Origin of the sequence: Clostridium thermobutyricum, from assembly GCF_000371465.1 — a bacterium.
GTDB lineage: Bacteria > Bacillota > Clostridia > Clostridiales > Clostridiaceae > Clostridium > Clostridium thermobutyricum.
In genome coordinates, this window is record NZ_KB850956.1 from 873,177 (window position 1) to 885,982 (window position 12,806).

A 12,806-nucleotide genomic window follows, 5' to 3' on the forward strand; every position below is an offset into this window, starting at 1 on the left:
AATAAGCTTTTTCATATAGCTTTTTTATTAATTAGAGATTTTTAAATTGCTAAGGAGAGTTTTTAAGATGAAGATTTTATTAGTAGGTTCAGGTGGAAGAGAAAGTGCAATAGCATTTAAGATAGCTCAAAATGAAAAAGTAGAAAAAATATATGTAGCTCCTGGAAATGGAGGGACTGCTACATATAAAAAATGTGAAAATGTGAATTTAACAGATATAGATGAACTTTTAGTTTTTGCTAAAAATAATAGAATTGATTTAACTGTTGTAGGACCAGAAGAACCTTTAACAAATGGAATAGTAGATAAATTTAAAAGTGAAGGGTTAAAAATATTTGGGCCAGATAAAAAAGGGGCAGAACTTGAAGGAAGTAAGAGTTTTTCTAAAGACTTTATGAAAAAATATGGAGTTAGTACTGCAGAATATGAAGTTTTTTATGATCACAAAAAAGCTAAGGAATATTTAGAAAACTGTAATTATCCAATAGTTATAAAAGCAGATGGACTTGCAGCAGGAAAAGGTGTAGTTATTTGCGAAGAAAAAAAGACTGCACTAGAAACTATAGATTTATTTATGATTAATGATATTTTTAAAGGCTCAGGGAAAAAAGTAGTTATTGAAGAATTTTTAGAGGGTATAGAAGCTTCAATTTTATCTATAACAGATGGAAAAAGAATAATTCCATTTTTATCAGCAAAAGACCATAAGCAAATTTTTGATGGGAATAAAGGTCCTAATACAGGTGGAATGGGCGTTGTTTGTCCTAATCCATATGTAACAGAAGAAGTTTTAAAAGATTTTTATGAAAATATAATGGATAAGACTCTTATAGGAATACAAAAAGAAGAAATGGATTTTAAAGGAATAATTTTCTTTGGAATAATGATAACTAAAAATGGTGTTAAACTTTTAGAGTATAATGTTAGAATGGGAGATCCTGAAACGCAGTCTGTACTTAGCTTAATGAAAACAGACATCTTAGATTTAATAGAAAAAGCTATAGAAGAAAAGCTAGATGACGTAGAAGTTGAATGGGAAGAAGGATATTGTGTAAATGTAGTTCTTTCTTCAAAAGGATATCCTGGAAAAGCAGAAACAGGTTATGAAATAAATATTGATAATGAAGAAATAAGCAATATATTTATAGCTGGAGCAAAATTAGAAGAGGGAAAGCTTATAACAACTGGGGGAAGAGTTTTATCAGTTGTTGGAAAAGGAAAAACATTAAATGAAGCTAAAAATAACGCTTATAAAATTAGAGAAAAAGTAAATTTCTTTGGAGCTTATTGTAGAAGTGATATTGGTATTGCAAAATAAGAACATTAAAGAGTTAATCAAAATATAGTATATTAAAGAGTATTCTTTAGAGTTAATGGAAAAAAGATTATTTTCCACTTTTTTGAGTTTACTCAAGAAATATTTTTAAAGAAGGCAATTAAAATGGAAAGGCTAAATAGAATTTTCAAAGAAGCATCATTAAGGGCAGTAGTTTTCTCAAGAAAAAGCTTAGGAGTAAATCTAGATTTTTCAGAAGAAAGCTTAAAGGATTTAGATAATATACTAGATGTTTTTAGTAGAAATAAAAATATAGAAGATGTAAATAAAGAAAAGTTAATAGATGTAGTAATGAGATTTGGAGGCTATCTAGGTGAGGTTATAAGTAAAAATATTTCTGGAAATTGGAATGAAACTGAAGAAAAAGAAATATTTCTTAGAGTTAATAATAAGATAGTTTATCCATTAAATATAGTTTATAAGAGAATAAAAATTGGAGAGCGAGCATCTATTGAATCTTGGTATAACAAATTTAAAAATAAATTTTAATTAATTATAAGAGTATGTTGTATATAATATACTCTTATAATTTTACAACTGAGAAAAAATAAAAAAATAGTGATAATTTGGAAAAAGTATCGTATAATAAAAGTATATTAAATGTTTACAGGGAAAATAATTTTGAGAATTTGCTCAAATAAAAATTAAAATTTTAAGGGGGATAGAATTATGGATTATAACAACATACCAAGTCTTGATAGTTACGTAGCAAAATATATGGATGAAAATGGATGTAGTTTAGAGCAAGCTTGTGAAGAATTAGAAATTGATAAAAATAAAGTTTTTAATCAATCTAGAATGACAGATTTTTAATAGTTAGAAGTAATTGGGGGAAGAATCACTTCCCTCATTTTTATTATTTGAAAAAAGAAAAGTTTAGAATATAATATAGATATATAATTACTATAGAAAAGAGGCATGGATATGAAAATAAATAGAAATGATGAATGTTGGTGTGGAAGCGGAAAAAAATATAAAAAATGTCATATGGAATTTGATGAAAAGTATGAATTCATGAAAAAAAATGGATGCCTAATGCCAAATAGAAATTTAATAAAAAATGCTAAGCAAATAGAAATGATAAGAAAGAGTGCAGAAATAAATAATGGAGTTCTAGATTTAGTTGGAGAAAAGATTTGTGAAGGCATGTCAACTGAAGATATAGATAAATTAGTTTATGATTATACAGTAGAACATGGAGCAATTCCAGCACCTCTTAATTATCAAGGATTTCCTAAAAGTGTTTGTACATCAATAAATGATGAAGTATGTCATGGAATACCTGATAAAAATATAATCCTTAAAGAAGGAGATATAATAAACGTAGATGTATCTACTATAAAAGATGGATATTTTTCAGATGCTTCAAGAATGTATATAATAGGAAAAACATCAGAAGAAGCTGAGAAGTTAGTAAGAGTAGCAAGAGAATGTCTTAAAAAAGGTGTGGAAGCTATTAAACCTTGGGGATTCCTTGGAGATATTGGTGAAGCTGTAGAAAAACATGCTCGTGAAAATGGATATAGCGTTGTTAGAGATTTTGGAGGACATGGAGTAGGGCTGAAATTCCATGAAGATCCTTTTGTAGCACACGTAGGGAAAGCAGGAGAAGGAATGGTATTAGTTCCCGGTATGATATTTACAGTAGAACCAATGATAAATGAAGGTGGATTTGAAGTTTTTGTAGATGCTGATAATGATTGGACTGCATTAACTGAAGATGGTTCTTTATCAGCACAATGGGAGCATACAGTATTAGTAACAGATACAGGAATAGAAATATTAGCTTGGTAATTAAAAAGCCTTTCAAAATAAATATTTTGAAAGGCTTTTTTTTATAAAATAAAGATTAGTTAATAAAAAAATATTTAAATTACAAGAGAATAAGTAATAAAATAATTTTTTTTTTTAGATAATTTTATAAAAATTAGAGACTATATAGAAATTATTTTCTTAAATGATTAAATCAAATTAAAAATAAAGTTAAAAATGTTATAAAAACGTTGCTAAATAATGAATAAAATGTTATAATTTGATTAAGCAATAAGTGGGAGGAGTTAGGAATGAAAAAGATAGGGGTATTAACAGATAGCAGTTGCGACTTAACATTAGAAACTTTAAAAGAAAATAATATAGAAATGTTACCAATAAGAATTATATATAAGGAAAGAGAATTTTTAGATAAAATAACAATAACATCAGAGGAAATGTATGAAAGTTTATCAACAGAAATACCAACAACATCATTGCCTGATTTAAAAACTACTGATAAAATTTTGGACAAGTTTATTGATGAAGGTTATACAGATTTAATAATAGTGTGTGTATCAAATAAATTATCTGGAACACTTAATAGTATAAGATTAATTGCTGAAGAAAAGAGTGGAATTAACTTTCACTTTTTAGATACTAAAACATTAGGATATCCACAAGGAGCAATTGTTTTAGAAGTTGCTAAATTAGTTAAACAAGGAAAAACAGCAGAAGAAATTGTACAAGCTTTTGAAAGTATAAGAAATAGAACTCACGGATTTATAACATTTAACACATTAGAATATTTAAAACGTGGAGGAAGAATAGGTAAAATATCTGGAACTATAGGTGAAATATTACACATAAAGCCTATTGTATCTTCAGATGATGACGGTGAATTATATACATACACAAAAACTAGAGGAAGAAAAAAAGCCATTTCAAAGATGAAAAACATTTTATTTGAATATTTAGAAAAAAGTAAATGTAGAGTTTGGGTTTTGAGTGGAGCTGCTGATGAAGAAGCAAAAGAATTTTTTGAAAATGTAAAAGGACATGAAAATATAATAGATATATCATTAGAGCAAATTGGAGCTGCAATGGGTATTCATACTGGGCCAGGAGCTTTAGGGTTATGTATATTAGAAGAGAATGTATAAAACATTCTCTTCTTATTTTAATAAATTTATAATTATATTGCTAAAAAAGTTAAAAATAGTATAATATAATTGGTATAAATTAAATGAGGTGATATTTTGGAGGTACTTATTTTATATTTTTCAATTTATAGTATTATAGGTTGGATATGCGAATGTATTTATTGTGCTGCTATAGATAGAGTATGGGTAAATAGAGGATTTCTGAATGGACCAGTTTGTCCTGTTTATGGAGTTGGTTCATTAAGTGTTATATTTCTTTTAAGTAGATTTAAAGATAATATTTTCTTACTTTTTATAATAGCTGTTATTATAACTACTATAGTTGAATATATTACAGCTGTAGTATTAGAAAAGCTATTTAATTTAAAATGGTGGGATTATTCTAATTATAAATTTAATTATAAAGGAAGAATATGTTTACTAAATTCAACTTTATTTGGAATTGGATCTGTAATATTGGTGAAATTTATACAACCAATTGTAGCCGTACTTGTAAATGGAATAAACAAAGAATATGGATTAGTTATAAGTGTAATATGCTTAATAGCATTTTTAGTTGATTTTGTAGTAACTATACTTTCTTTAATAAATATGAAGAATGTAATGGAAAGAATGTGTGCCATAAAAGAAGAATTTAAATTATTAGAAGTTACAATAGAGAAGTTTAATTCTAGTGATTTAAAAATAAATTTTAATAAGATGAAAGATAGGGCAGATTTAAATGAAGTTAAAACTAAATTTGAAGAATTTTCTAGTATACTAAAAGAGTTAAAGGAAAATTCAGCTGTACAAAAAAGATTGCTTAGAGCCTTCCCAAATGTAAAATCTTTAAAATATGGAAAGCAATTTAAAGATTTAAAACTTAATTTATTTGAGTATTGGAATAAGAAAAAGAGATAAGCTTGTTATAATATAAGTAAAAATGTATAATGGGTAATGAAATTTAAAAATATGGAGTGAACTATATGAGATTAAGAAAAAAACCGTGGGCTAGACCTGAGCTTGAAGCATGCCATTTTTTTGTTGTAGATCCAAATTCAAAAAAGGGAACTTGGAAAAATGACTTTAAAAATTCAAATAATCCAATATACTTAGAACTAGGATGCGGAAAAGGTACTTTTGTAGCTACTCATGCATCTTCAAATACTAATATAAATTATATTGCTATAGATATAAAAGATGAAGTTTTAGTATTAGCTAAAAGAAATATAGAAAAAGCATTTGAAGAAAAAGATATAAAAGATATAGATAATGTTAGACTTATGGCAAAAGAAATTGCATTAATAAATGAAATGTTAGATAAAAATGATATAGTAGATAGAATATATATAAATTTCTGTAATCCATGGCCAAAAGAAAAACATAAAAAAAGAAGACTTACTCATCCAAGACAACTTAATCAATATAAAGAGTTTTTAAATAGTGAAGGTGAAATTTGGTTTAAAACAGATGATGATGAACTTTTTGAAGAATCATTAGAATATTTTGAAGAATCAGGCTTTAAAATTGATTATATAACTAGAGATTTACATAATAGTGGATTTGAATATAATGTAATCACAGAGCATGAAGCTATGTTCACTAAAGAAGGAATAAAAACTAAATTTTTAATTGCAAAAATAAAATAATATATTATTTAGTAGCTAGTTTTTACTAGCTACTTTTTTTATAAAATTATCAAAATTCAAGTTATATTTTTAAATAGGAGATTAATAAAGGGACTTATTTGTAAATATTTAGTCGGAAATATTTTAGAGGTTTTTTATAAGTAGTATTATTAATATAAAGATTTATATGTATATGGAGGGCATTAAATTGCAATTGATAAAATTACTAATAGAAAATTTCCCATTTGGAATGTGGATTGAAGATAAAGAGAAAAAAATAAGTACTGTAAATTTAAAATTTTTAGAGTTATTTAATTGTGAAAAAGAAAAGATATTGGGGAAAACATTCTATAACTTATTAGAAGAAAAAAAATATAAAAAAGAAGAATTTAAAATAAATGATTATTTAGAAATTAGAATATATAATAAGAAAAATATTTTGAATTGTAAAAAGATAGAGGTATTAGATAGAGATAAAAATATAATTGGTAAAGTTGGGATAGTAGATTGTGAAAAAAATTGTTATTTGAAAAATGTAATTAACGCAATTCCATATATAATTTCGTATAAAGATATAAATGGCAATTTAACAGGATGTAATAAAGCATTTGAAAAATTTGTTGGTCGTGATGAATTAAATCTTTTAGGAGAAAAGTATAAAGAAAATTGTTTAGAAAAAGAATTGGTATTAGAAATAGCAAATAAAGATGGTAATAATTTAAAGAAAAAGAATAAAAGACTTTATGAAATTCAATATGAAAATAATAAAGTTATGAAAGTAGAAAAATTCCCTTTAAAAGATTCAGAAGGGAAAATTATAGGAGTAGTTGGTTTATCTGAAGATATAAGTGAAGATAAAAAGTTTCAAAATAAAATAATAGAAGAATCATATAAAGATAAAACAACAGGATTATATAATAGAAATTATTTTGAAAAAATAGCTGTAGAAATAGATAAAAATTTTAATGGTAAATTGATTTTAATTATGGGAGATAGTGATGCATTAAAATTAGTTAATGACTCTTTAGGACATTTAGAGGGAGATAGGTATTTAAGAGATTTAAGTAGAATAATTTTAGAAGTAGTAAATAAGCGTGGAGATGTTATAAGATGGGGTGGAGATGAATTTATAATATTAATTCCAAATGCAAATATAGAAGATGCTAAAGAAGTTACAGAAAGAATAAATTATTTATGTAGAAATAATGATAGTAGTCCAATTCCTATAAGCTTATCAATGGGATATTCATATAGACAAGAAAATAATAAAACTTTAGATAAAATGATAGAAGAAGCAGAAAATGAGGTATATAAAGAAAAGCTGATAAAAAGTGAAAAAACTAAAAAAAGGCTTTTTGAATATATACAAAAATCTTTGATGGAAAAATGCTGTGAATCAGAGGAAGTTAGAAAAAGAAAGCATATATTAATACAAAAAATTTGTGAAGAATTGAATCTAACTAAAAAAGAAATAGAAGATATACAGTTAGCTTCTGATTTATGTTCTATTGGAATGATAGCAATTCCTGATAATATAGCTAAAAAGAATATTGATGAATTAACTGATAAAGAGATTGAAATATTAAAAACTCATCCAGATAAAGGATATAGAATAGTAAAATCTTATCCTGAAATAGCTAAAGTAAGTAAGATTATCCTTACTCATCATGAAGATTATAATGGAAAAGGCTATCCTTTAGGATTAGCAGGAGAAGATATACCTTTAGGAGCTAGAATAATAAGAATAATAGAAGATTACAATTATTATTTAAAATTTGATAATAAAATTACTAAAAAAGACATAGAAATCAAAATAAAATCTCAATCTTACGAAAAATATGACCCAAAATTGGTAAAAGTCTTTTTAAAAGTGATAAGTGAAATGTAAATATAATGTAAAAAATACAATTTTAATATTGAAAAAAATTAAATATGAAACAATAATAATATAGTAAAGTAAAAGAAACATTAGTTCAGGTAGAGGCGCGAAATTCAAGAGTATTTATAATTGTAAAAGCAGATTAGGTTATAAAAAAAGGGGATTTTGCCGAAGTATTGTAATGATTGCTTTAAATTACAATACTGGTTATATACATAATATGTATATAATTGTCACAACATAGTTGTGGGGTGCTATCATTCTAAGGCAAAAGATGATGTACTAAGTACGTGGATTTGTGTGCCCTGAGTGATATATATTTTCCTCAGGGCTTAATTTTTTTGCTTTAGTAGGAAACTAAGGAGGAATGTATGTGGAAAGTAACACAGAGTTAAAAAGAGGTCTTAAAGAGAGACACATAAGTATGATTGCTATGGGTGGAGCCATTGGAACTGGAATATTCTTAGCAATGGGAGATAGTATACATACAGCAGGGGCAGGTGGAGCTTTAGTTGCCTATGGTGCAATTGGAGTAATGGTTTATTTTTTGATAACTAGCCTTGGAGAAATGGCGACTTTTATGCCTATATCTGGCTCGTTTGGAGTATATGCTTCCGAATTTGTAGATCCAGCTTTTGGTTTTGCAATGGGATGGAATTATTGGTACAACTGGGCAATCACTATAGCTACAGAAATGGTCGCAGGAGCGTTGGTTATGAGATTTTGGTTTCCGCATGTTCCCGCAATAGTTTGGAGTTCTTTATTTTTAACTATAGTAGTAGTATTAAATTTATTGTCAGCAAAAGCTTATGGAGAAGCAGAATTTTGGTTTGCTAGTATAAAAGTAGTTACAGTTATTATATTTTTAATAGTTGGAGCTTTAATTATATTTGGAATCATGAATGGACAATACATAGGGTTTAAAAACTTCTTCGCAGATGGAGGACCATTTGTAGGAGGAGGAAAAGCTATAATAAGTATATTCCTAATAGCAGGTTTTTCTTTCCAAGGAACAGAGCTTATAGGAATAACAGCTGGAGAATCAGAAAATCCAGAAAAAACTATACCAAAAGCAGTTCACACAATATTTTGGAGAATATTAATATTTTATATGGGAACTATTCTTGTTATAGGATGCATATTAACCGCTAAACAAGCAGGTGTAGAAACAAGTCCATTTACTATGGTTTTTGAAAGAGCAGGAATTGCAGGGGCAGCTTCCGTAATGAATGCAGTAATTTTAACTTCAGTTTTATCAGCTGGAAATTCAGGAATGTATGCTTCTAGTAGAATGTTACATTCAATGGCTCACGAAGGAATGGCTCCAAAAATATTTGGTAAAACAAATAAAAGAGGTGTTCCAGTTAATGCAGTGTTACTTACAACAGTTGTTGCATCAGCATGTTTCTTAACAGGTTTATATTCAGAAAATCAAGTTTATATTTGGTTAGTTGCTGCATCAGGTTTAGCAGGATTTATAGCATGGCTTGGAATAGCAGTATGCCATTATAGATTTAGAGGTGCATATATAGCACAAGGAAGAGATTTAAAAGATCTTCCTTATAGAGCTAAATTATATCCATTTGGACCAATAATTGCATTTGTACTTTGTGCAATAGTTATTATTGGGCAAGGTGCAAGTTATGTTACATCAGGAGGAATCCAATGGATGGGATTCATTTCATCTTATTTAGGAATTCCACTATTTTTAATAATACTAATTGGATATAAGATAAAAAATAAAACAAAAATTATAAAATTAAAAGATGTAGATTTAAATAAAAATAGAATTAATGAATAAAAAAAAGCTTTAGTATATAAAAAATTGCGAAAAACAATTTTTTATACTAAGGCTTTTCTTATTTTTATAAAAAAATAAGAAAAAAGTAAGAAAACGTTAACAAAATAATTAAGAAAACCCTTACATAAAAAAAAAAACTATGTTATAATTTATTCATAAAACCAAGGAGGATGAGTTTATGGAAAAATTAGTACCAACACCACATAATGCAGCTAAAGCAGGTGATATTGCTGAAACAATATTATTACCAGGAGATCCTTTAAGAGCAAAATTTATTGCTGAGACTTTTTTAGAAAATCCTGTTCAATATAATACTGTTAGAGGCATGTTTGGATATACAGGAACATATAAAGGAAAAAGAATATCTGTTCAAGGAACAGGAATGGGAATACCTTCAATAGGAATTTATTCATATGAATTAATACATTTCTATGGAGTAAAAAATCTTATAAGAATAGGTTCAGCTGGTGCAATAGATGAGAGCCTAAAATTACATGATATAGTTATAGGAATGGGAGCATGTACAGATTCAAATTTTGCATCACAATATAACTTACCAGGTACATTTGCTCCAACTGCAAGCTATAAATTAGTTGAAGGAGCAGTAAATGCAGCAAGAGAGCTTAATATTGAAGCTAAAGTAGGTAATATACTTTCAAGTGATGTTTTCTATGGTGAAAATGGATTAGATTCATTAAAATCATGGCAAAAAATGGGTGTTCTAGCTGTTGAAATGGAATCAGCAGGACTTTACATGAATGCAGCAAGAGCTGGAGTTAATGCTTTATGTATGTTAACTATATCAGATTGTCCATTTACTGGGGAATTAACAAGTGCAGAAGAAAGACAAACAGCTTTCACTAATATGATGAAAGTTGCTTTAGAAATGGCTTATAAATTAGATTAATTTAAGAAAAAAAGTTAGGTGTACACCTAACTTTTTTTATGTTTAAATTTAAAATGATATGAATAAATTTTAAAATAAAATTTAATAGATTGATTACATCTATCCTTATTTCTTATAATAAAATAATAAGAACTAAGGAGGAAGATTATGAAAAGATATGCAGGGGTAAAAGAATTAGTATTAAAGAGAATATTGCTTCCTACAACAATTATATTTATATTAATAGGAATTGTTGTAAATATAATGGATTTAAAAATGATAACAAATAGCAATCTTAGTATAATGAAAAGTGTAGCAACACAAGCCAGTCAGGTAGTTGCTAGAGAAATTGATAATGATTTACTTCTTGCAAAAGATATTACTAGAGATAGCGGAATAAGAAATAATAATATTTCTATACAAAATAAAGTTAAAATATTAAATGATTATAAAAGTGAAGATATTTTAAGAATAGGATATGTTACTAGTAACGGAGATATGTATTCTACAGATAATAATGAGACAAATATATCTAAAGAAGAGTTTTTCAAAAAAATAATGGATGGAGATTCAGGAGTCTATGGACCATATTTTGATGAAAAAAATAATGAATTTATAATTGATTTTTATTCACCAATTATTGAAGATGGAAAAATTAAAGGTGGAATAGTAGTAGAAAAGTCTGGATATATATTATCTAATATAGTAAAAGGAATAAAATTTTTAAAAACTGGTAGCTCATATATTATAAATTCAAAAGGAATAATTATAGGGGCTGAAAATCCTAATCTAATAAATAATGTGAGTACATATATGAATGATGGTGTAATAAATGGAAATTCGCAATTAGGATATTTAGAAAAAAAAGACTTTAATGGACAATTAGGAATAAGTGAATATAAAAATAATGGACAGAAAGATTTTGTGGCATTTGCACCTATAAATAAATTAGGGTGGAGTATAGCTATAGTAGTTCAAAAATATGATATATTAAAATCCTTATACATTTTAAATTTAATAATTATTATAATAATGATAATTGGGTTAGGAATATTAGCAGTAATAATTTGGAGAATGTCAGATAAATTATCAAATAGTTGTGATGATTTGAAAAAGAGTACATTGAAATTTTCTGAGGGAGATTTTACAGAAGAAAAATATGAAGAAGAAAAAATTTCAGAATTAAAAGAAATTCACAATGCTATTGAGTTTGGAAAAGTAAAGATAAAAGGTTCAATATCTACAGTGAAAAATATTACTTCTGACTTAAATGATGAAGCGGAAGCACTTGTAAGTGTATCTGAAGATATGTTAGTAGATTCTCAAACTATAGCTACTTCATTAGAAGAATCTACAAAAGGAATACAGGAACAAAGTGAAAGATTAATAGACATAAATTCTATTTTAGAGAAATTTAATGATAAGATATCAAATATGAGAGAATTAGTTGAAAATTTAGATGTAATATCTCTAGATATAAATAATAGAGCAGTAAAAAGCAATGAAGATATGACTGTTTTAGATAAATCAATAAGAGATTTTAAAAATAAATTTGATAATTTTGAAGCATCAGCTTTAAAAGTTAGTACTAAAATTAATTCTATAAACGAAATAGTAAATGTAATAAATGATATTTCAGATCAAACAAATTTACTTTCATTAAATGCTGCAATTGAAGCTGCTAGAGCGGGAAATGCAGGAAGAGGATTTACAGTAGTAGCAGATGAAATTAGAAAGCTTGCAGAAGAATCAAGAAATTCATCTTTAGAAATAGCAAAATTAATAAAATTTGTTATCATTGATAATAAAAAGATGTTTGAAGAAGTATCTTCCATGAATAAAGAAATAAAAGAAAAATATGAATATGTAGTTAAAGCTAGAAAATCATTTGAGGACATATCTAATTATGTAAATAAGATTGTGTTATGTATTGCTTCTTTAACAGCAAATTTTGTAATTATAGACAATGAAGAGCATATGATTTTATCTAAAGTAGAAAATATAGCCTCTATTTCTGAAGAACTTTCAGCAAGCTCTGAAGAAGTTTACGCGTCAGTAGAAAATTTCGTTGCTTTAAGCGAAGTAATAAAAAATTCTTCAGAACATTTAAGTAGTGTAATAGTAGATTTAGATGAAATAGTTAGAAAATTTAAGATAGATTAAAAATTAATTATAATTTATATTTAAAAATATTAGATAATTATTTTGATATATTTAACAAAAAATAGATGTAAATAAAAGGAAAAGGTTTAAAAGTATAAAAATATATATATTAAATAAAAGTCTTAATAAGTTTTAGCTTATTAAGACTTTTTATGATTAAAATACTTTGAAAGAGTTATTTTAATTATAGAAATAATTATGATATAATACTTTTTATCACAA

Annotated in this window: 11 protein-coding genes and 1 riboswitch; all 11 genes read left to right on the top strand. The window is 26.3% G+C overall.

What is annotated here, in order from left to right; all coding sequences use genetic code 11:
• The first annotated feature begins 67 nt into the window (after positions 1-67).
• The 11 genes from purD (at position 68) to HMPREF1092_RS03930 (ending at position 12,584) form a co-directional block, all read left to right on the top strand.
• On the top strand, positions 68-1,318 hold the full coding sequence (gene purD / locus HMPREF1092_RS03885) for a phosphoribosylamine--glycine ligase (protein ID WP_002597304.1): 1,251 nt from the start codon (positions 68-70) through the stop codon (positions 1,316-1,318).
• A gap of 123 nt (positions 1,319-1,441) precedes the next feature.
• Complete coding sequence (locus HMPREF1092_RS03890) at positions 1,442-1,825, top strand: hypothetical protein (protein WP_002597305.1); 384 nt, start codon at positions 1,442-1,444, stop codon at positions 1,823-1,825.
• Positions 1,826-2,005: 180 nt separating this feature from the next.
• Positions 2,006-2,149, top strand: a complete 144-nt coding sequence (locus HMPREF1092_RS17095) for a hypothetical protein (RefSeq protein ID WP_002597306.1) — start codon at positions 2,006-2,008, stop codon at positions 2,147-2,149.
• A 111-nt stretch (positions 2,150-2,260) separates the two neighbouring features.
• Complete coding sequence (locus HMPREF1092_RS03895) at positions 2,261-3,130, top strand: methionyl aminopeptidase (protein WP_002597307.1); 870 nt, start codon at positions 2,261-2,263, stop codon at positions 3,128-3,130.
• A gap of 269 nt (positions 3,131-3,399) precedes the next feature.
• Positions 3,400-4,248 carry a DegV family protein gene (locus HMPREF1092_RS03900; protein WP_002597308.1) on the top strand — a complete coding sequence of 283 codons (849 nt, stop codon included), beginning with the start codon at positions 3,400-3,402 and terminating at the stop codon, positions 4,246-4,248.
• Between the two features lie 96 nt (positions 4,249-4,344).
• Positions 4,345-5,148: a putative ABC transporter permease gene (locus tag HMPREF1092_RS03905; protein ID WP_002597309.1), complete on the top strand. Its 804-nt coding sequence runs from the start codon at positions 4,345-4,347 to the stop codon at positions 5,146-5,148.
• Between the two features lie 65 nt (positions 5,149-5,213).
• Positions 5,214-5,876, top strand: a complete 663-nt coding sequence (trmB, locus tag HMPREF1092_RS03910; RefSeq protein ID WP_002597310.1) for a tRNA (guanosine(46)-N7)-methyltransferase TrmB — start codon at positions 5,214-5,216, stop codon at positions 5,874-5,876.
• A 187-nt stretch (positions 5,877-6,063) separates the two neighbouring features.
• On the top strand, positions 6,064-7,743 hold the full coding sequence (locus tag HMPREF1092_RS03915) for a diguanylate cyclase domain-containing protein (RefSeq protein WP_002597311.1): 1,680 nt from the start codon (positions 6,064-6,066) through the stop codon (positions 7,741-7,743).
• A gap of 82 nt (positions 7,744-7,825) precedes the next feature.
• Positions 7,826-7,999, top strand: a riboswitch (Lysine riboswitch).
• Positions 8,000-8,101: 102 nt separating this feature from the next.
• Positions 8,102-9,535 (top strand): amino acid permease, encoded by a 1,434-nt coding sequence (locus tag HMPREF1092_RS03920; protein WP_040413610.1) that lies wholly within the window; start codon positions 8,102-8,104, stop codon positions 9,533-9,535.
• 178 nt (positions 9,536-9,713) lie between these two features.
• The gene (gene deoD, locus HMPREF1092_RS03925) at positions 9,714-10,442 is read left to right on the top strand and encodes a purine-nucleoside phosphorylase (protein WP_002597313.1); all 729 of its coding nucleotides are present in this window, start codon (positions 9,714-9,716) and stop codon (positions 10,440-10,442) included.
• A 147-nt stretch (positions 10,443-10,589) separates the two neighbouring features.
• A complete protein-coding gene (locus HMPREF1092_RS03930) occupies positions 10,590-12,584 on the top strand; it encodes a methyl-accepting chemotaxis protein (RefSeq protein ID WP_002597314.1) in 1,995 nt (664 codons plus the stop codon).
• The last annotated feature ends 222 nt before the right edge of the window (positions 12,585-12,806 follow it).

Coding starts and splice junctions, on each gene's coding strand:
- HMPREF1092_RS03895 (WP_002597307.1), top strand. CDS start 2,261: ATGAAAATAAATAGAAATGATGAATGTTGGTGTGGAAGCGGAAAAAAA.
- HMPREF1092_RS03890 (WP_002597305.1), top strand. CDS start 1,442: ATGGAAAGGCTAAATAGAATTTTCAAAGAAGCATCATTAAGGGCAGTA.
- HMPREF1092_RS03900 (WP_002597308.1), top strand. CDS start 3,400: ATGAAAAAGATAGGGGTATTAACAGATAGCAGTTGCGACTTAACATTA.
- deoD (WP_002597313.1), top strand. CDS start 9,714: ATGGAAAAATTAGTACCAACACCACATAATGCAGCTAAAGCAGGTGAT.
- HMPREF1092_RS17095 (WP_002597306.1), top strand. CDS start 2,006: ATGGATTATAACAACATACCAAGTCTTGATAGTTACGTAGCAAAATAT.
- HMPREF1092_RS03930 (WP_002597314.1), top strand. CDS start 10,590: ATGAAAAGATATGCAGGGGTAAAAGAATTAGTATTAAAGAGAATATTG.
- purD (WP_002597304.1), top strand. CDS start 68: ATGAAGATTTTATTAGTAGGTTCAGGTGGAAGAGAAAGTGCAATAGCA.
- trmB (WP_002597310.1), top strand. CDS start 5,214: ATGAGATTAAGAAAAAAACCGTGGGCTAGACCTGAGCTTGAAGCATGC.
- HMPREF1092_RS03920 (WP_040413610.1), top strand. CDS start 8,102: ATGTATGTGGAAAGTAACACAGAGTTAAAAAGAGGTCTTAAAGAGAGA.